Raw genomic sequence first — 20006 nt, forward strand, 5'->3', positions numbered from 1 at the left:
AACGAAGGGGCGATTGCCCGGCAGCATGATGTCCAGGCGATTCACAATCTGGTGAAGAGGTTCTTTACGCTCAAGCGCCATGCCAACAATACACCAGACCATCATTTCGAGGGGAAGACGGCGCTTGCGTAGCGTTACTGTACCTGATTCGGCAAGGCAACGAGAGATGAGTTCGGGGTCGAGGTAATCCCCCAGAGAAGTCAGTGGGTTACGCAGAGAATCGTAACGGGATACCAAATCAAGGGCCTGTCCAATGTACATAAAAAAATCCGGAAACGAGTGAGCGTTTCCGGATTCTTACACAGCCACTGGATCGGTCAACTGATCCTTAACTGATCGGCATTACTGCGTACAGAGGGTTTTTTCATTACAGGCTGTTCTGCCGGGGAGGGCATCTTTCCAGCAGTTCCACGCTGCCATCTTCATTTTGCTGCTCCAGCAGCACATCAAACCCCCACAGACGATGTACGTGTTTCAGAACTTCGCGGCGGCCTTTATCCAGCGGCGCGCGGTTATGCGGAATGTAACGCAGGGTTAATGAGCGATCACCGCGCAGATCGACATTCCAGACTTGAATGTTGGGCTCCAGATTACTGAGATTGTACTGCGATGACAGGCGGGAGCGGATTTCCCGGTATCCCTCTTCATTATGAATTGCTGCGATCTCCAGGTAGTTATTGCGATCGTCATCCAGTACGGTAAAGAAGCGGAAATCACGCATGATCTTCGGCGACATAAACTGGCTAATGAAGCTTTCATCTTTAAAATCGCGCATGGCGAAATGCAGCGTTTCCAGCCAGTCGGAACCGGCAATATCCGGGAACCAGTAGCGGTCTTCGTCCGTTGGCGACTGGCAAATACGCTTAATATCCTGGAACATGGCAAAGCCAAGCGCATAGGGATTAATTCCGCTGTACCACGGGCTGTTATAAGGAGGCTGGAATACAACGTTAGTGTGGCTGTGCAGGAATTCCAGCATAAAGCGGTCAGTCACTTTCCCTTCATCATAGAGATGATTGAGGATAGTGTAATGCCAGAAAGTCGCCCAGCCTTCATTCATCACCTGCGTCTGTTTTTGCGGGTAGAAATACTGGCTGACTTTACGCACGATGCGCAGGATCTCACGCTGCCATGGCTCCAGCAGTGGCGCGTTCTTCTCCATAAAATAGAGCAGGTTTTCCTGCGGCTCAGACGGATAGCGACGCGTTTCGGCAATGGTTCGCTCCTCTTCGCGTTTTGGCAGCGTACGCCACAGCATATTCACCTGGCTTTGCAGATACTCCTCGCGGCTTTTCTGCCGGGCTTTCTCCTCCTGCAACGAGATTTTTTGCGGACGTTTGTAACGATCCACCCCGTAGTTCATCAGCGCATGGCACGAGTCGAGCAGCTTTTCAACTTCATCGACGCCGTACCGCTCTTCGCAGTCGGTAATATATTTCCGTGCGAAAATAAGGTAATCGATAATTGAACTGGCGTCGGTCCAGCTCCGGAACAGGTAGTTATTTTTGAAGAAAGAGTTGTGCCCGTAGCAGGCATGTGCCATCACCAGCGCTTGCATGGTGATGGTATTTTCTTCCATCAGATAAGCGATACACGGGTTGGAGTTAATGACGATCTCATAAGCCAGCCCTTGTTGTCCGTGTTTATAGAGCCGCTCGGTTTCAATGAATTTCTTACCAAACGACCAGTGAGGGTAGTTGATTGGCATACCGACACTGGAATAGGCATCCATCATCTGTTCTGAAGTAATGACTTCAATTTGGTGCGGATAGGTATCCAGCCGATAAAGTTTTGCCACCCGGTCGATTTCGGCCAGATAGACATCCAGTAGATCAAAAGTCCAGTCGGGTCCGTCGCTCAGACGAATGGAGTCCTTATTCATTGAGTCAATCGTAGCCATTAGCGCGCCCTCATTGTTAGAACACTCTCTGTATGGAGCGTCTCATTTCAAGCATAGAACACGCAATCAATTCTGTACGTCAGGGCACTTTTTGGTTCGCAAATTTTGATCCTGCTATCTGCCTTAATAGTCGATTTTGCAAAATTTTATACTGCGGCGAAATGTCGCGCAGCAGTAGATGCTAAATAATCGCAGGCCTTGTAATACGGTGGGGGTGTGAGGAGTGTCACCATAAAAAAGCCATATGTTGAATAATATTTTCATCTGGGTTATCAATTTGTAATTAGACGATCGTGCTTTACTTACAGGAGAGGGATATGCGAGTTGTTGTATTGGGAAGCGGTGTTGTAGGCGTTGCCAGTGCCTGGTATTTGCGTCAGGCGGGTCATGATGTCACGGTTATTGACCGCCAGCCGGGGCCGGCTCAGGAAACCAGTGCCGGTAATGCCGGGCAGATTTCCCCCGGTTATGCCGCTCCCTGGGCCGCGCCGGGTGTGCCGTTGAAGGCCATCAAATGGATGTTCCAGCGCCATGCGCCGCTTGCTATCAGCCTTGACGGCACGTCATCACAACTAAAATGGATGTGGCAGATGCTGCGCAACTGCGACGCCCGGCACTATGCAGAGAACAAAGGGCGTATGGTGCGGCTGGCAGAGTACAGCCGAGACTGCCTGAAGCTGCTACGTGAAACCACCGGTATTCAGTATGAAGGACGGCAGGGCGGCACCTTGCAGCTATTCCGCACCGCCGCGCAGTATGAAAACGCCACCCGTGACATTGCCGTATTGCAGGACGCAGGCGTTCCTTACCAGTTGCTGGAATCCGCGCGTCTGGCTGAGGTAGAGCCTGCGCTGGCTGAAGTGGCGCACAAATTAACCGGCGGCCTGCGTTTGCCAAATGATGAAACCGGCGACTGCCAGCTTTTTACTCAGCAACTTGCCAGCATGGCAGAGCAGGCCGGGGTGATCTTTCGCTTCAATACCCCGGTGGATCGTCTGCTGTATGAAGGCGAAAACATCTATGGAGTGAAGTGCGGTGAAGAGGTGGTAAAAGCCGATGCCTATGTGATGGCTTTCGGCTCCTGGTCAACCGGGCTGCTGAAAGGCATCGTTGATATTCCTGTATACCCGCTGAAAGGCTACTCGTTGACGATCCCTGTCGCGCAGGAAGACGGCGCGCCGGTTTCTACTATCCTTGATGAAACCTACAAAATCGCTATTACGCGGTTTGATAAGCGCATTCGTGTAGGCGGCATGGCGGAAATTGTTGGTTTCAACACCGAGTTGCTGCAACCTCGTCGTGAAACGCTGGAAATGGTGGTACGCGATCTCTTCCCGCGCGGTGGTCGCGTTGAAGAGGCGACATTCTGGACCGGTCTGCGCCCAATGACGCCGGACGGTACGCCAGTTGTTGGCCGTACGCTGTATAAAAATCTGTGGCTCAACACAGGCCACGGTACGCTGGGTTGGACCATGGCCTGTGGTTCCGGCCAGTTGCTCAGTGATTTAATGTCCGGCAACACACCAGCTATTGCGGCGGACGATCTCTCTGTCGCCCGCTATTTACCCGGCTTTACCCCGGCACGCGCACAGCATCTGCATGGCGTTCACAATTGATAAATATAAGGAAAAGTAATGTCTCGTCCGATTCTGGCCACGCTGGACTTACAGGCGCTGGACAATAATTTACAGGTCGTTCGTCGGGCTGCGCCGACAGCTAAGGTCTGGTCAGTAGTCAAGGCGAATGCATATGGTCACGGTATCGATCGTGTCTGGCGTTCGCTTGCCAGCGCTGATGGTTTTGCGATGCTGAATCTCGAAGAGGCCATTTTGCTGCGCGAACGCGGCTGGAAAGGGCCGATTCTGCTGCTGGAAGGTTTTTTTCACGCCGATGAGTTACCGCTATTCGATAAATACCGGTTGACCACCAGCCTGCACAGCAACTGGCAGATTAAGGCGTTACAAAATGCACAACTGCAAGCGCCGCTGGATATCTATCTGAAGATTAACAGCGGCATGAATCGCCTTGGCTTTATGCCGGATCGCGTGCACACGGTGTGGCAGCAACTGCGGGCGATTAATAACGTAAGCAGCATTACCCTGATGTCGCACTTTGCTGAAGCCGAACGCCCGGACGGGATCGCCGGGCCGATGGCGCGTATTGCGCAGGCGGCGGAGGGGCTGGATGCGCCGCTATCGTTATCTAACTCTGCGGCGACGTTATGGCATCCTGAAGCGCATTTCGACTGGGTGCGTCCGGGCATTGTTCTGTACGGCGCATCGCCCTCTGGTCAGTGGCAGGATGTCGCCAACAGCGGTATCCGGCCGGTGATGACGCTCAGCAGCGAAATTATCGCGGTGCAAACGTTGAAAGCGGGTGAAACGGTCGGTTATGGTTGCCGCTATCGCGCCAGCGGGGAGCAACGTATCGGTGTGGTGGCCTGTGGCTATGCCGATGGTTATCCGCGTATTGCGCCTTCCGGCACGCCGGTACTGGTCGACGGAATTCGCACCGGTACGGTCGGCGCGATTTCAATGGATATGCTTACGGTCGATTTAACGCCTTGCCCGCAGGCTGGTATCGGTACGCCGGTTGAACTGTGGGGTAAGGAGATAAAAATCGATGAAGTCGCTGCGGCGGCAGGCACTGTTGGGTACGAACTGATGTGCGCATTGGCGCAGCGCGTGCCTGTTGTGACAGTGTAACAGACTGCGAGGCGGTTATTCCGCCTCGTCTTCTGCCACTCTGACGCCCACTTTTAACACCGCATTGTCGGCTTTTTCAGCCACTGTCCAGATCATTCCTGCAAACTCGACCTGGTCGCCAACCACCGGTGCCGCTCCCAATAGCTGCTGAACAATATCGCCCAGCGTTTGCTGATTATCTCGGTGCTCAAGGCCTTCATCCAGACCGTAAATAAGTGCCACGTCGGCGAACTTAGCATCGGCTTCAAGGATAAAATCGCCAAAGAAACGCTGATCCAGCGCGACCGGCGGCGACTGGCTAAACAGCTTGCCTAGCGCAGGGAGATCCCGCTCGCGACCAATGACACACAGGACATCGCCTTCCCGCAACCGCGTGCTGCCGGTCGGATGCAACAGACTATTACCGCGAAACAGCGCCGCAATACGCGTCTCTTCCGGCATGTGCAAATCACGAAGCGCCGCACCCACGCACCATTTATCGGCGCTAAGCTGGTAAACGAACTGCTCGAAGGGATTATTCGGGTGGATATCCAGCCCCACGCGAGAAACTGGCCAGCCGACCGGCGGCACCACCACTTTGGCTTTTTTCGCCGCCCAGGAGAGCGAGGTACCCTGGAACAGCAGCGAGATCAGCACCACGAAGAAGGCAACGTTAAAGAACAGCCGCGCATTATCCAGCCCGGCCATCATCGGGAAGGTGGCGAGAATAATCGGCACGGCACCGCGTAGCCCCACCCAGCTGATAAACACGCGCTCACGTAGATTGAAGCCACGAAACGGCAGCAGGCTGGCAAACACCGACAGCGGACGGGCGATAAAAATCATCCATGCGGAGAGGATCAGGGCAGAGACGGCAATCGGCAGCAGATCGGACGGCGTGACCAGCAGGCCCAGCACGAGGAACATGGCGATTTGCGCCATCCAGGCCAGCCCATCGAAGTTTTGCAAAATCCCGTAGCGGTTGCGGATCGGCCGGTTTCCCAGCACAAAACCACATAAATACACGGCCAGGATGCCGCTGCCGTGCAAGGCCGTCGTCAGGGCAAAAACCAGAATACCGCCGCTGAGCGCCAGCAGCGGATAGAGACCCGCCGGCAGGGCGATACGGTTGATCATCTGTTGCAGCAGGTAGCCGCCGGTGCCGCCCAGCAGAATGCCAAGACCAAACTCCTGTACGATATGCACCAGGAACATCACATCGAGATCGGCTTTGTGCTTCTGGATCATCTCAATCAGCGTGATGGTCAGGAAGACCGCCATCGGATCGTTACTGCCCGACTCGATCTCCAGCGTGGAGCCAACGCGCTCGTTCAGCCCTTTGCCTCCCAGTAGCGAGAACACCGCAGCCGCATCGGTGGAACCGACAATCGCGCCAATCAACAGGCCTTCAATCAGGTGGAGCTTGAACAACCACGCGGCCATCATGCCAGTAAGACCGGAGGTGACCAGCACACCCACAGTGGCGAGCGAAAGCGCAGGGCCGAGCGCGACACGAAAGGAGCTGGCGCGGGTTCGCATGCCGCCATCCAGCAAAATGATCGCCAGCGCGAGGTTACTGACTATATAAGCCAGTGGGTAGTTGTCGAACGGGATCCCGCCGATACCGTCAATGCCGGCTAACATACCAATGACCAGGAAAATGACCAAAATAGGTATACCAAGGCGAGAAGAGAAAGAACTCAATAAAATGCTACAGGTTACAAGAACAGAACCCAGAATAAACAGACTAATTATCGCCTCAGCGTCCAATATGGTGCTTCTCCTTAATCCTCACTAGCGGGAATCCCCCGGGCCAGAAAACCGGGGTTAGTAACTTCATTTCATAATAACGGCAGAAACGGTGCGTTAATAACAATATTAAGCACTTTTTTTACTCCTGAATCACTGGATGACCGGTCAGCGTCAAGCGTGTTTTATCAGTATGTTGCAGTTGGGCAAATGCACCTAACGGCAGGGTTACTGTTTGCGATTCGTGCCCGAAAGCCAGCCCGCTAATGACCGGGATCGTCAACTGCGAACGCAGGTAATCCACCATCTTTGTAAGATTGTAACCCGCATCGTAATCGTTAGGTTGTGCGTGGGAGAAACTACCGAGAATGAGCGCGTGTTGCTGCCCAAGAATACCGGCGTGCAGCAATTGCAAAAGCATGCGCTCAACGCGATAAGGATGCTCATTAATATCTTCCACCACCAGAATACCGCCCGGCATTGACGGTAACCACGGCGTGCCGATAAGTGACGTCAGCATCGCCAGATTCCCGCCCCATAGTGTGCCTTCAACATGGCATTGTGGGCCAATGCCGTTCCACTCGATACTGAAGGTCGGGCTGGTCAGTGCGCGCCAGAAGTGCTCCTGCGTGAATGCATCCAGTGTTTCTGCGCCGAAATTACCTGCCAGCATCGGCCCGCTAAAGGTAATTACCTTGCCGGTTGCTAACAGACCAAGCTGGATCACCGAAAAATCACTGTGACCGCATATCAGCAGCGGTTGCTGTTGCTGACGCGTCGCGATGCCCTGCCAGTCAATATCGGCAAGCAAACGGCTGGCGCCATAGCCACCGCGTACCGCCATCACAATCGTATTGTTGCCCGCCAGGGTTGCCAGTGCGTTAATATCGGCCAGACGCTCTTCATCGCTACCAGCAAACCGTTCACTGCGCCGGGTGATGACCGATGGATTGGCAATGTGATGCCCCAGTTGTGTCAGACGTTCAACAGCAAGTGCTGCGGCGTGCTGATTAATACAATAACCGGAAGGGGCGACCAAATGGATGGTGGACATGGCATTTCCTTGCTGACATCTATGGGGAAACAGTTATCATGCCGCTAACCTGTACCGTTGTCATCCGCAGCGATGAGCAGTTCGAAGAAGGATGTATTGGCGTGAAATTAAGATGGTTTGCTTTTTTAGTGGTACTTTTGGCTGGATGTAGTTCAAGACAGGATTACCGACAGCCGGACTGGAATCCGGAGATACCGGTGAAACGGGCGATGCAATGGATGCCGATCTCGCAAAAGGCGGGTGCGGCGTGGGGCGTCAGCCCGCGGTTGTTGACGGCGATGATTGCCGTAGAATCAGGCGGAAACCCGAACCTGGTGAGTAAGTCCAATGCGGTGGGGCTAATGCAACTGAAAGCGTCAACTTCCGGACGTGAAGTTTACCGCTATATGGGCTGGAGCGGGCAACCCTCGAGCAGCGAACTGAAAAATCCCGAGCGCAATATTTCCATGGGCGCGGCATATTTAAGCATTCTCGCACACGGGCCTCTGGCGGGGATCCGTGACCAGCAGGTGATGCAGTACGCGCTGGTGGTCTCCTACGTCAACGGTGCCGGAGCGTTATTGCGGACGTTTTCTTCGGATCGCGGTGAAGCGATTGATGAGATCAATGACTTGAGCGCTGACGCTTTTCTGAAACACGTGGCAGAGAAACACCCCGCACCGCAAGCGCCGCGCTATATCTGGAAAGTACAAAAAGCGATGGATGCGATGTGATCAGCGTACCCGGTTGGCGCGTTCGCGCGCCTCGCGCTCCAGGGCGAAGATAATGCGCTGGAGCTCGCGCTCAACACCGGGGCTGACATTCAAAAAACGAAAGCTCAGGCGTGGCGTAACGATGGTGCTGTTTTTCCCGTCCACCACTTTGCGCTCGCCAATCGCAATCAGTTGTGCGTCAAAATAAAATTGTCCCCAGGACGCCATGTCCAGCTCAACCTGCGAAAAGCGCATGCCCGGTTGCAGTGCTGCGGATAATTCGCCATCCAGCAGGGCACCCATTCCTCCTAATGAGAGGTCAAACAAGCGAAAGCGGATCTCGCTTTTGTCCGGCAATAACGCCTTACAAAAATAAGCCGGATGGAGCGGGGCACTGATGCGGAAATATTCACGGCGCTGAATAAACCACAGCGAATCCGGCAGTGGGGTAATAAATGCCGGCAGTGCCTGGAAATCACCGACTGTAAGCCCTGGCACTGTAAATTCAACTTTGGCACCTTGTGTTTCAGCGGTGATGGTCACTTTCCCGGCACGTTGCACGGCGTTGTTCTCATACTCCTGGCTACCAAAATCCATCACCAGTTCTTCCGGATTGACTTCCAGTATCTTACTGATGAACTGACCACTACCCCAGCTAATGCAGACAGGCACTTGGTATTTTTGCAGATCGCGTAAAACACCCAGCACGGCCAGAGGATTTTGTTTCAGGAACTGCTCACTGTAATTACTCACGCCGAATGGCTCCTTGATGACTGACACACCGTCGTTGGGTTATCGGCAATTTTATACAGAACTTAATACAAATATTGCGAAAAATTTTCCCTGAAGGCGGGATTAAGTCTGTGAGATGAAAAAGTTTTGTCGCCGACAACTATACTGTAGCTAATGCGCCGCCGTTGGGGCGCGTGTGTGTAACCGAAACAAGCAGAGGGAGAGAGTAAAATGGGCATTCTCGCGTGGATCCTTTTTGGATTGATTGCTGGCATTATCGCTAAATTAATCATGCCCGGACGGGATGGCGGCGGATTTATTCTGACTTGTATTCTGGGGATAGTGGGAGCCGTTGTTGGGGGCTGGCTGGCCACAACGTTTGGTTTTGGCGGCGATATTACCGGCTTTAATCTTCACAGTTTCCTTATCGCGGTTGTCGGCGCTATCGTTGTGCTGGCGGTATTCAGGTTGGTGCGCAGAGATTAAAACTTAATGCCAGTAAAAAGGCCGCAATCGCTGCGGCCTTTTTCATATTTACTGTGCGGCTTTTTGTTCGACAGGCGCAGGTTGTTGTGAAGTAGCGGCAGGTTGCGTTTGTGGCACGTTATCGCAGGGTTTCTCTTTCGGGCAAACCAGATCCAGCATTTTCAGCGTGACGCCGTTAGTCCAGCCAAAGCCGTCCTGTAGCGGGTACTCGCCGCCGCCACCGCCCGTACCAGTGGTGCTGACATCATATTTTTCCACCAGTTTTTTCTCGCGGTCGTAGGTGTGCTGCACATTGGTCAGAAAACGCCAGCTCACCTCCTGCGAAAGTTTCTGATGTTGGTAATTTTGCAGCCCCTCGGCGGCAACCCATTGCAGTGGCGCCCAGCCGTTAGGCGCATCCCACTGTTGCCCGCTATTTACGGTGGTGGTGGAGATGCCGCCGGGTTTCAGTAGTCGCGCCTGCGTGGCGGCAGCCACTTTATCTGCACGATCCTTCGCTGCCGCGTTGACAAACAGCGGGAAGAGCGCCGCTGCCGTGAGCTGATTTCTGACCTTATGGGTTTTCAGATCGTAATCCGCATACCAGCCCTCTTTTTCATTCCACAGATTGGCTTCGATGCCTTTCTGCCGCGCGGCGGCAAGGGATTCATACTGGGCGGCCTTTGCGGCATCACCGGAAACCTGATAGCCACGGGCAAGCATTTTTTCCATTTTGAACATCAACGCGTTCAGATCCACGGGCACAATGCTGGTGGTTCGAATGGTACCGAGCTGCTGTGGGTTATCCATCCAGCGCGAGCTGAAATCCCAGCCCGAGGCCGCAGCGGAACGCAAATCGCGATAGATCTCCGTGGCTGGGCGGTTGGGGTTATTTTTCGCCGTAGTGACATCATCAAGCCACGATTCCGGACGCGGCGTGTCGCGGTCGTCCCAGTAACGGTTTAACACGGTTCCGTCATTCAGTTTCACTACGCGCTGGCTGGCCTGGCCCGGTTGCAGGCTATCGGCGCCTTCCATCCAGTAGCGATACTCTTTTTCCATCTGTGGTAGCCAGGTTTTCAGCGTCTCATCGCCATCATGGGTGGCCAACAGTTCAACCATTAAGGCGAAAAACGGCGGCTGTGAACGGCTCAGATAGTAGGTGCGATTGCCATTGGGAATATGTCCCCACGTATCAATTTCATGCGCGAAGTTGGTCACCATATCGTTGATCTTGTCCCAGTGTCCGCTTTCAGCGAGGCCCAGCATCGTAAAGTAGCTATCCCAGTAATAAACTTCGCGGAAACGACCGCCAGGCACAACATAGGGTTTTGGCAGCGGCAGCAAGGAATCCCACTTACCGGCGCTATCGGTTGTGCGTGTCAGGACGGGCCACAGGCCGTCGATATGCTCGCGCAGACTCTGCCCTTCAGGCGGAACATAGGCCTCGCCTTCTTTCGGTAAGGTAAAGTTAACATCGACGAAGTGGCGCAAATCGAAGCTGGTTTGGTTTCGCTGCATACGGTAATCCGCCAGGATCATCAGCGGATCGCCGTTGGGTACGGCATCTGCAAAGGTTTTCTGATCAGGAAAGAGTTTGGCGCTTTGCACATCATTAAACAGCGGGCCGAGCAGGATATCCGGTGATTGCTGCGCATTCGGGGCATCTGCGGACAGCGCCTGGGGAACAACGGCAAGTAATGCTCCACTTAAAACGACGTGCATTGCCAGCAACAGCGAGCGCGGCTGGCGCATAACAGGTTTTATCATCAATCATTCTCCTTGAGCTGGTGCATAACGGCACCGCTGACATCAATCTTGTCCAAACCTTAGACGAATATCAGATAAATCGCGTGCCCGGTTTGGCATTTTGCGCGATTCCAGACTATTTCCCCGTCTGGCTACGACGAAAATGCGTTTTTTTCGCAAAAGTGTGACGGCAGTTGACCAATACCGCAGGGTTATTATTTTTAGCAGATCAAATCAAACCGGGCGTAAAAAATAGACAATATTGCGGCAAATCAATGCGGCTGAAAGGTTTCATTTAATGTGATTTCAAAGCGATTAAGTATCGCTAAATAATTTCATACGAGGAATATTCTCACTCGAAAACAACCTACGATACCCATAAGAAATAGTTTAGTGCGTGACTATGTGCATTCGGTAAAGAGACGCTCATTATCCAATATATTTTTCCAATACTGACAAAAGAATCCGAAACAGGGGGGTAAAAGCACCTAATCCTTGCATTTAATCGGGAATTAAAACTACCAAATATTGTAGTATTTATTCGTATATTTATATTTTTAAGATTACTCTTATCACCTTATTTTTATTATATGCTATGAGGGTGGTAATGAATATTATATATTTAATTTCAGTAAGTTATTGGATTTTGGTTTAATGAGATCACGTGATGTTCTGCTGATTTTCATATTTCCTTCCCCAAGTGAAATTTTTTCTTAAGAATCATCTTATTTTGCAAAAAAATTAAATAATCTTATTTCAACAGGTCGGGGAATGTATTGTATTGAATAACCCGATCTGTAAAATTGTGTCATGATAGTCAATGAAAAGTAATAATATTGCGGCCTTGCCTCGTGCAGGCTCGTGCGGTAGCTATGCCTTTTATTCATTATCACTGCGTTTTGCTGGAATATTTAGAGCGATTTGACTGCTACTTTCCGAAACGCTTCTGGTCAACACAGTAATATATTTGCAATGGAAAAAAATCTATGAACATGCGAATTGTCCTGGCTCTTCTTTTTGTCTTTGGCGTTAGTGGGTGTAAGGCGCCACCGAAACCGGCTCCGGGCGACGACACCATTGTTACCAGTGAAGTGAATGGCGTTACCTTAACTCACCGTTATGCAGTCCTTGCTCCAACAGAATTTACCCCCATTAACCAAAACTATCGTGCGCTCTATCCGGCATCCGTCATGAGCAAACCGGATTTCGGCGGCAAAGTGATCCGCCAGCTTGAAGCCGGTAAAACCTATGTTGTTCTGGGACAGGTAGAGCGTTTCTGGATGGCGCTGGCGGATGAAGGGAAGGAAGAACTTATTGGCTATGTGCCGATGCGCGCCGTGGTGAAAAGCGATCTGTACGACAAAACGCTGCGTGAAGACCGTCGTCGCAGAGTTGCGCCGAAAAAACAGACCTGCGTGACGGTAGATGGCAGCGGCAAAGCCTGCAAAAACGCTAACTCAGGAACCTGGATCATCGATTAATCCAGCCGTGACGAGTGCCAGATATGAATAACAACATGGTTGTGCGCCAGTTCTGTCTGGTGTTTTTCTTTGTGCTGGCCACCCTGGCCAGCGGTTGTGGTTCTTCTTCACACAGCGTACCTACCAGCTACAACCTTCAGTTCAGGGCTCATCCGCAAATCAATGAGTCCGCTCCTCTCAAAGTCAGGGTTCTGCTGTTGAAATCGGACGCCACGTTTATGTCGGCCGATTTCTGGTCGCTGCAAAATAGCGCTGACAGCGTGCTGGGTGCCAATCTGCTCAACAGCGATGAATTTTTCCTGATGCCCGGCCAGTTGTCGAAAACGCTCAGTGGCAAAAGCGCGCCGGAGGCGCGTTACATCGGCGTGATCGCGGAATATCAGGCTCTGGATGGCAAGAAATGGCGTATCTCCCTGCCACTGCCGGTGCAGGGAGAGAGCCACTTCTACGAATTCTGGAAATCCTCTGCGGACGAACTAGAAGCGAATCTTTTCCTCGACATCAATGGAATTCGTGTCATTTCCAAATAGCGCCAGCCTAAACAGGAAAACAGTATGAATAAAGCAGAAAAGGTCATATGGACTGAAGGTATGTTTCTGCGTCCTCATCATTTTCAGCGTGCGGAAAGTTACCTGCAACATCACATTCGCGAGTGGGGGACACTGCAACGCCCGTACCTTTGGGGCTACCTGGATCTTGAACTGGATGACGCGATGTTACGTCAGGGCTGCATCGCTCTGAGCTCAGCCAGTGGTTTACTGCCGGATGGCACTTTTTTCTCTTTCCACGACGCACGGCAGGCGCCAGCACCGCTGGCTATCCCGGATAACACCAACAATGAGCGCGTTGTTCTGGCGTTGCCGGTGCGACGCGGCGGACGAGACGAAGTTATTTTCAGCGAAGAGAAAGATTCGCTGGCGCGTTACGTCACCTGGGAAAGCGAAGTGGATGATGATAACGCGATGTCCATCGGATCGGCTGCCGTGCAGTTTGGTCGTTTGCGACTAAAACTGATGCTGGAAAAAGATCTGAGCGCCGAATGGACGGCCATTGGCGTGGTTCACGTGCTGGAGAAACGTAACGATAATCATATTCGCCTCGATACGCGTTATATCCCACCGGTACTGAACGCCATCAATAATCCGCTACTGTATGGTGTCCTCAACGATCTGCAAAGTTTGCTGGCGCAGCGTAGCCAGCAAATAGGCCAACGTCTGCGTCAACCGGGGCGTTTTAATACCTCGGAAATGGTGGAATTCACATTGCTGGCGCTGATCAATCACCATCTTGGCGAGGTGGCGCATCTGAAAACACTGCCAATGGTCCACCCGGAAGCGCTGTGGCGTAGCTGGCTGCCGTTCGCCACGGAACTGACGACCTGGACCGCAGCGCGTTCACCGGAGGAGGCGCTGCCGGTTTATGACCATGACGATCTCGCGGGCTGCTTCAGCAAGCTGCAATTGATGTTGCGCCAGGGGCTGTCGCTGGTGATGGAAGAGCATGCTATCCAGCTTCCGCTCACCGAACGCACTCACGGCCTGAATGTCGCCACGCTGCCGAATACCAGCATGGCGCGGGAGTTCGGCTTTGTGCTGGCGGTCAAAGCCAGTGTGCCGGGTGAAATCCTGCAAACCCATTTCCCGGCACAGATGAAAGTCGCCCCGGTCACCAAAATCCGCGATCTGGTACAGCTCCAGTTGCCTGGCATGATGCTACGCGCCATGCCGGTCGCGCCGCCGCAGATTCCGTGGCATGCCGGTTACAACTATTTCGAGTTGGAAAAAGGCGGCGAACTCTGGAACGAAATGGAGAAATCGGGGGCTTTCGCACTGCATCTGGCGGGCGAATTCCCGGGTCTTGATATGGAGTTTTGGGCCATCCGTAGCCCGACTGAATAAGAGAGCGAGCGCACAATATGCAGGAACAAAACGCCGCCGGCAGTGATGCCGCTCTGGCAGGAGCCAGTGGTAACAATCCTTTGGTCGCAGCGGCAAACCCGCTACTTAATGCAATACCGCAAATCCGCTTTTCAGTCTCCCATGACGATCAAAGCGGTTTGCGTCAGCGTTTAATTGATGAGATCCGCCGTTTTGAAGTGCGCTGCCAGCAATCCGGGCTAGCCTACGAGGTGATCGTCGGCGCGCGCTATTGCCTCTGTACCGCGCTGGATGAAGCCGCAGCGCTGACGCCGTGGGGCAGCCGTGGCGTCTGGTCCGGCAGCGGCCTGCTGGTGACATTCCACAACGAAACCTGGGGCGGAGAGAAGTTCTTCCAACTGCTGGCGCGGCTGTCGCAAAACCCGCGCGAGCATATCGCATTGCTGGAGCTGATCAACTTCTGCCTGCTGCTTGGCTTTGAAGGCCGATATCGGGTGATGGACAACGGCCGTACGCAACTGGAAACCATCAAACAGCGTCTGTGGCAGATGATCCGTGGCGTGCGTGGTAACTATTCGCCGCCGCTTTCACCGCATCCGGAAGATCAACCGGTGATGCGCAAACTCTGGCGTCCGGTGATCCCATTATGGGCCTGCGTTGGGTTGGCGGGCTTCCTCGCCTGCCTGTTCTATATTGTGCTCAACTGGCGGCTTGGCGACAACACCAGCCCGGTACTGGCGAAAATCTATCAGACGCAGTTGCCGGAAGCCGCCATTGCCCAACCAGCGGCAAGTGCGCCGCCGGTGCTTAATCTGCGTGCCTTCCTGCGCCCGGAAATTCAGCAAGGGCTGGTGGCGGTGCGCGATGAAGCCGATCGCAGCGTGGTGACCTTAAAAGGCGATGGGCTGTTTGCCTCTGGTTCGACGGTGGCGCGCGACAGGTACGAACCGGTGATCGACCGCGTCGCCCAGGCCATGAACAATGTCAGTGGCCGCATTCTGGTGGTCGGCTTTAGCGATAACGTGCCGATCCGCAGCGCGCGATTCGCCTCTAACTACGAGCTCTCTCTGGAGCGTGCGCGCTCGGTGCAGTCGCTGTTGCAAAAGCATCTGTCGCAGCCGGAACGCGTGAAAGCGGAAGGGCGAGGGGAGATGAACCCAATCGCGCCGAACAACACGCCGGAAAACCGCGCCCGCAACCGCCGCGTAGAGATTACTTTGCTGGTGTCGCCGGAGAATACGGCCGCCGAGCTAAACGGACTGCCGCAAGGAAACTAAAGGATGAATATGTTGCTTTCATTGCTGACCAACCGCATTTTGTGGGGTTTCCTTGGCGTGACGGGGCTGGCTGCCGTGATCTGGATGATCGGCCCACAGCTCTCCGTCGTCGACTCCCGTCCGCTTGAGTCAGAGCAAAACCGCATGATCACTATTGCGGTGATGTACCTGATTTGGGTTCACAGCCACATTGTGCCGCGCCTCTATAATGCCTGGCTCAACCGCAAGCTGATGGACAACCTGAAAAGCGAAGAAGCCAAAGATCCGCTCGAGCGCAAACGCCTGAACAGTGAAGATCAGGTGCTCAATGAGCGCTTTGAAGAGGCCGCACAGGTACTGAAAAAAGCCCACTTTAACCAGCCAGGCCTGCGTGGACAGTGGACACAGCGCTTCAGCACCCAGTATCTGTATCAGTTACCGTGGTACGTGATCATTGGCGCGCCGGGTTCCGGGAAAACCACTGCGCTTGTGAACTCCGGCCTGCAATTCCCACTGGCGGATCGCTTTGGTAAAACTGCGCTACGCGGCATCGGCGGAACGCGTAACTGTGACTGGTGGTTCACCAACGAAGCGGTACTGCTGGATACAGCCGGTCGTTACACCACGCAGGAGAGCGAGCAGGTTCAGGACGCCAGCGAATGGGCGAAATTTCTCGGTCTGCTGCAAAAATACCGCCGTCGCCAGCCGATTAACGGCGTGATTGTGACGGTCAGCATCGCCGATCTACTGACACAATCCGCAGAAGCTTCCCGTGAACAGGCGCTCAATTTGCGCCAGCGCCTGACTGAGTTGCATGAGCAGTTGGGCATTCGTTTCCCGGTTTACGTGCTGGTAACCAAAGCCGACTTGCTGAAAGGTTTTCGCGCCTATTTTGCCGGTTTTGATAAAGCACAGCGCGACCAGATCTGGGGATTCACCTTCCCGTGGGAAAAAGCCAGACTGGCGGATTTTGACTTGCAAGGCAGTTTTCTGCAGGAATTTGCCCTGTTACAGCAGCGGCTGGATGCGGCGCTACCGGACACACTCTTGCGGGAAAGCGATGCGCAGGCACGCGCGGAATGTTTCCTGTTTCCGCAGGAGTTCGCCGCACTTCGCCCGCTGCTGTCTGACTACCTGAACACACTGTTTGCCCGCTCTAACTTCGAAACCGAGTTCTCGCCGCGAGGTATTTATTTCGCCAGCGGTACGCAGGAAGGCCTGCCTTTCGACCGCGTGATGGGCGAACTCAGCCGGGCGCTTTCGCTGCCACAGGGTAAAGCCGGGGATAACTGGGATTCGGTAAGTAAAGAGGAGCCGGTACCGGGCGGAAAAGGCCAGAGCTTCTTTATCAAGCATGTGCTGCAAAACGTCATCTTCCAGGAAGCGGGTATTGCCGGACAAAACCGTTGGTGGGAGCTACGCAGCCGGGCGGTGATCTGGTCCGGTTATGCGGCGTTGCTAGCGCTGCTGATTATTGTCAGCGCCTTGTGGCTGACCAGCTACGGCAATAACAAAGATTACCTTGATGAAGTGCAAGCCAAAGTGCCTGCGCTGGAGCAGGAGATCAAAGCCCTGCGTAGCCGCCAGCAGGGCGATCTTTTTGCCATGCTGCCGCTGCTGAACGGGCTTTCCGCGCTGCCGCAGAGCAACGCTTTCGACATCAACAATCCGCCGATCACCCGCCGTATGGGATTGTATCGCGGTAACGATGTGGCCGACGCCTCACAGACGCTGTATCAGAAAGCGCTGCAACAGATGCTATTGCCGGAAGTGGCGATGCGCATTACCACCTGGCTGCGCAACGATAACGGCAGCGATGTGGAGTACAGCTACGAGGCGCTGAAAGCCTATCAAATGCTCTATCAGCCGAAACATTACGACGGCAAATTTCTGCATTCGTGGGTGATGCTTAATCTGGAGCGCAACCTGCCGCAGAACGTCACCCAGGCGCAGATCCGCCAGCTTGAATGGCATCTGACACAACTGCTGGAGCCGCAAATTCAGTCATCGCCGTACGCCAAAGATGATGCGTTAATCAGCCGCGAGCAGGCAATGATTAACCAGCAACCGCTCTCCACACGCGTTTATGGCCGGCTGAAACGTCTGCTGGAACATGATGACAACCTGAAGCCAGTTTCGCTGGCTTCACTTGGCGGGCCGCAAAGCGAGCTGGTTTTTTCGCGTAAAAGCGGCAAACCAGTGAGCGAGGGGCTGCCGGGGTTGTACACGCCGGATGGTTACTGGAATAACTTCAACGCCAGGATCGCACCGGTCACCGCTTCCCTGCATGAAGATGATAGCTGGGTACTGGGTGCGACCACTCAGCCGGAAGACAAACAGCAGACGGATAACGCGGTGCGTCAGCTCTACGCCCGAGACTTTATCACCCTGTGGGACAACTTCTTAAGTGACATTCAGTTGAATAACAGCGCCGATCTGAATCAGCGCATCAATACGGCGCGTTTGCTATCCGGCAACAACTCACCGCTGCGTCGGCTGGTGATCAACCTGAGTCAGCAACTGAAACTGACGCGGGATGAGCCGGAAGACGCTGAAAAAGCGAAACGCGATGGCAGCACTAACCGTGGTACGCAGATGCTGGAAACCCTGTTCAGCAACCACGACGGTGCAGCACAAGCCACCAATGCTGCGGCCAGCCAGACACCGGAACAACAGGTAACCGAGCACTTTGCGCCGATTATTGAACTGGCGCAGCCGCTGGAAAAGGGTGGAAAAACCCTCGTCTTTGATGATTTTCTCAAGCAGGTTGATGAGTTGTACCGCTATCTGACTGCTGTTCAGGATGCTGCCAACAGTGGGATGCCCCCGCCGGGTGGCGAAGCGATCAGCCGTTTACAGGCCAGCGCCGGACGTCTGCCAGGAGGACTGCAAACCATGTTCAGTAACATGGCAGTGGGAGCCAGCAGCGATACACAGCGCCGGGAACTGGAAAATGTTCGCAAGCGTATCAGCGTTGAAGTAGGCAGCTTCTGCCGTCAGGCCATCGCCGGGCGTTATCCGCTGGTACGCTCCGCCAGCAGCGAAGCCACGCCGGACGATCTGGCGCGTATGTTCGCACCGGGCACCGGTCTGATGGACACCTTCTTTCGCGATAATCTCACCAATAAAGTCGATACTACACAGTCCACCTGGCGCTTTATGCCGGGTATTGACGGCAAAACACTACCGGGCAGTGAAGGTTTGTTGGTGCCGTTTCAGCAGGCACAATCTATCCGTGATGCTTTCTTTGCCAATGGCAGCACTACCCCGTCGTTTCGTACCACGGTGCGCACGGTACGTATGGATAACACCATCCTGACCATGACACTGGATGTGGACGGGCAAATCCTGCGTTACAGCCACGGGCCGCAGGCGGTACAAATCGTTAACTGGCCGGGATCGGGCGGAACCAACCAGGTGCGGATGCAACTCGGTCTGGCTAGCGGTACAACCGCGACGCTGGTCACCAACGGCGCTTGGGCACTGAATCGCTTTTTCGATAAAGCCCGCGTCAGCCCCGGCAGTAGTACCCTTAGCCGCCAGGCGACATTCACCGTTGACGGGCATCAGGTAACGCTGGAGTTTGCGCCGAACAGCATCCGTAACCCGTTCCAGCTTCCCCGTTTCGCATGTCCTTGAACTGCAAAGGAACGCCAATGACGATGACTTCAGCAATAAGCTGGTACGGAAAACTGCCGAGTGCCGGTGATTTTTTACAGCGCCGCTTTCCCGATGCGCTGCAACGGCAGTGGTCCCACTGGTTCCAGGTGGGGTTGATGACCTGGCAAAAAGAAGAACAGCGCGCCAGCGATCGCCAGTTTGGCAATGCGCCGGTATGGAATTTTGTTGTCCCGCCTATGCTCGGCGGGCAGCAAGTCCAGATGGGCTGTCTGCTGCCGGGGCGTGACAGCGTTGGGCGGCAGTATCCTATTTGCGCGCTGATGGCGATTAACCCGCTGGAGTGGACGCCGCGCCATCTGGCACAGGCGGGCGACTGGTATCAGCAACTGGGCCGTACGCTGCTGCATGCTATCCGTAACGGCTACTCGCCGGAACAGCTTGACCAGGCGCTACTGTCGATTCCACCCGTGCAACTGGTTGCGCCGGAATCGCGCTCGGAAATTCTTGATGTGATCGGTTATGAAGGCGACGGTGAATCGACCATTGGCTGGAATCAGGCCGCCGAATGTTTTGACCCGCTGCGCCAGATCAGTTTCTGGTGGACCAACCGTAGTGACGGTTATCCGCTCTATACACACGTACACAGCGGCAATTTTACCGGGCAGCTCTTTACGCTGCTGTTTGACCCGGCGGGGGGCGCAAGACCTGGTCGCCACGGTCTTTACCCTCCGATGTTTGAATAAGCA

At 54.1% G+C, this 20006-nt stretch carries 16 protein-coding genes; 10 read left to right on the plus strand and 6 right to left on the minus strand.

What is annotated here, in order from left to right:
* Together GA0061070_RS04140 and GA0061070_RS04145 are read right to left on the minus strand one after the other, a co-directional pair.
* Positions 1 to 261, minus strand: a 261-nt coding sequence (locus GA0061070_RS04140) for a transposase domain-containing protein (protein ID WP_208598149.1), incomplete at its 3' end; no start/stop codon positions are given.
* Positions 262 to 367: 106 nt separating this feature from the next.
* On the minus strand, positions 368 to 1900 hold the full coding sequence (locus tag GA0061070_RS04145) for a SpoVR family protein (protein ID WP_090133910.1): 1533 nt from the start codon (positions 1898 to 1900) through the stop codon (positions 368 to 370).
* Positions 1901 to 2217: 317 nt separating this feature from the next.
* On the opposite strand from GA0061070_RS04145, the gene GA0061070_RS04150 reads away from it, so the two are divergent.
* Positions 2218 to 3516 (plus strand): D-amino acid dehydrogenase, encoded by a 1299-nt coding sequence (locus tag GA0061070_RS04150; RefSeq protein ID WP_090133912.1) that lies wholly within the window; start codon positions 2218 to 2220, stop codon positions 3514 to 3516.
* Between the two features lie 18 nt (positions 3517 to 3534).
* A complete protein-coding gene (gene dadX, locus GA0061070_RS04155) occupies positions 3535 to 4605 on the plus strand; it encodes a catabolic alanine racemase DadX (protein ID WP_090133915.1) in 1071 nt (356 codons plus the stop codon).
* 15 nt (positions 4606 to 4620) lie between these two features.
* Here the strand turns inward: dadX and GA0061070_RS04160 are convergent, their stop codons facing one another.
* Both GA0061070_RS04160 and ldcA read right to left on the minus strand, forming a co-directional pair.
* On the minus strand, positions 4621 to 6354 hold the full coding sequence (locus GA0061070_RS04160; RefSeq protein WP_090133917.1) for a potassium/proton antiporter: 1734 nt from the start codon (positions 6352 to 6354) through the stop codon (positions 4621 to 4623).
* Between the two features lie 121 nt (positions 6355 to 6475).
* Positions 6476 to 7387: a muramoyltetrapeptide carboxypeptidase gene (gene ldcA, locus GA0061070_RS04165; protein ID WP_090133920.1), complete on the minus strand. Its 912-nt coding sequence runs from the start codon at positions 7385 to 7387 to the stop codon at positions 6476 to 6478.
* 101 nt (positions 7388 to 7488) lie between these two features.
* On the opposite strand from ldcA, the gene emtA reads away from it, so the two are divergent.
* Positions 7489 to 8100 (plus strand): membrane-bound lytic murein transglycosylase EmtA, encoded by a 612-nt coding sequence (gene emtA, locus GA0061070_RS04170; RefSeq protein ID WP_090134093.1) that lies wholly within the window; start codon positions 7489 to 7491, stop codon positions 8098 to 8100.
* Here the strand turns inward: emtA and ycgR are convergent, their stop codons facing one another.
* Positions 8101 to 8832, minus strand: a complete 732-nt coding sequence (ycgR, locus tag GA0061070_RS04175) for a flagellar brake protein YcgR (RefSeq protein ID WP_090133923.1) — start codon at positions 8830 to 8832, stop codon at positions 8101 to 8103.
* 210 nt (positions 8833 to 9042) lie between these two features.
* On the opposite strand from ycgR, the gene GA0061070_RS04180 reads away from it, so the two are divergent.
* Positions 9043 to 9297 carry a GlsB/YeaQ/YmgE family stress response membrane protein gene (locus tag GA0061070_RS04180; RefSeq protein ID WP_090133925.1) on the plus strand — a complete coding sequence of 85 codons (255 nt, stop codon included), beginning with the start codon at positions 9043 to 9045 and terminating at the stop codon, positions 9295 to 9297.
* 48 nt (positions 9298 to 9345) lie between these two features.
* Here GA0061070_RS04180 and GA0061070_RS04185 read toward each other — a convergent pair whose 3' ends face one another.
* Entirely contained in the window at positions 9346 to 11046 is a 1701-nt protein-coding gene (locus GA0061070_RS04185; RefSeq protein WP_090133927.1) for an alpha,alpha-trehalase, read from the minus strand.
* A 965-nt stretch (positions 11047 to 12011) separates the two neighbouring features.
* Between GA0061070_RS04185 and GA0061070_RS04190 the strand changes: the two genes are divergently transcribed.
* From GA0061070_RS04190 to tagF, 6 genes are read left to right on the plus strand one after another with little or no spacing between them, the layout of a single operon-like run.
* Positions 12012 to 12506, plus strand: coding sequence for a hypothetical protein (locus GA0061070_RS04190; protein ID WP_090133928.1), 495 nt, complete (start codon positions 12012 to 12014; stop codon positions 12504 to 12506).
* A gap of 23 nt (positions 12507 to 12529) precedes the next feature.
* Positions 12530 to 13036, plus strand: a complete 507-nt coding sequence (gene tssJ / locus GA0061070_RS04195) for a type VI secretion system lipoprotein TssJ (protein ID WP_090134095.1) — start codon at positions 12530 to 12532, stop codon at positions 13034 to 13036.
* A 24-nt stretch (positions 13037 to 13060) separates the two neighbouring features.
* Positions 13061 to 14404, plus strand: a complete 1344-nt coding sequence (gene tssK / locus GA0061070_RS04200; RefSeq protein ID WP_090133930.1) for a type VI secretion system baseplate subunit TssK — start codon at positions 13061 to 13063, stop codon at positions 14402 to 14404.
* Positions 14405 to 14421: 17 nt separating this feature from the next.
* The gene (locus GA0061070_RS04205; RefSeq protein ID WP_090133932.1) at positions 14422 to 15660 is read left to right on the plus strand and encodes a DotU family type VI secretion system protein; all 1239 of its coding nucleotides are present in this window, start codon (positions 14422 to 14424) and stop codon (positions 15658 to 15660) included.
* A gap of 3 nt (positions 15661 to 15663) precedes the next feature.
* A complete protein-coding gene (gene tssM, locus GA0061070_RS04210) occupies positions 15664 to 19278 on the plus strand; it encodes a type VI secretion system membrane subunit TssM (RefSeq protein WP_090133935.1) in 3615 nt (1204 codons plus the stop codon).
* Between the two features lie 17 nt (positions 19279 to 19295).
* Positions 19296 to 20003, plus strand: a complete 708-nt coding sequence (gene tagF, locus GA0061070_RS04215; RefSeq protein WP_090133937.1) for a type VI secretion system-associated protein TagF — start codon at positions 19296 to 19298, stop codon at positions 20001 to 20003.
* The last annotated feature ends 3 nt before the right edge of the window (positions 20004 to 20006 follow it).

The sequence above is a fragment of the Kosakonia oryziphila genome (assembly GCF_900094795.1).
Lineage (GTDB): Bacteria > Pseudomonadota > Gammaproteobacteria > Enterobacterales > Enterobacteriaceae > Kosakonia > Kosakonia oryziphila.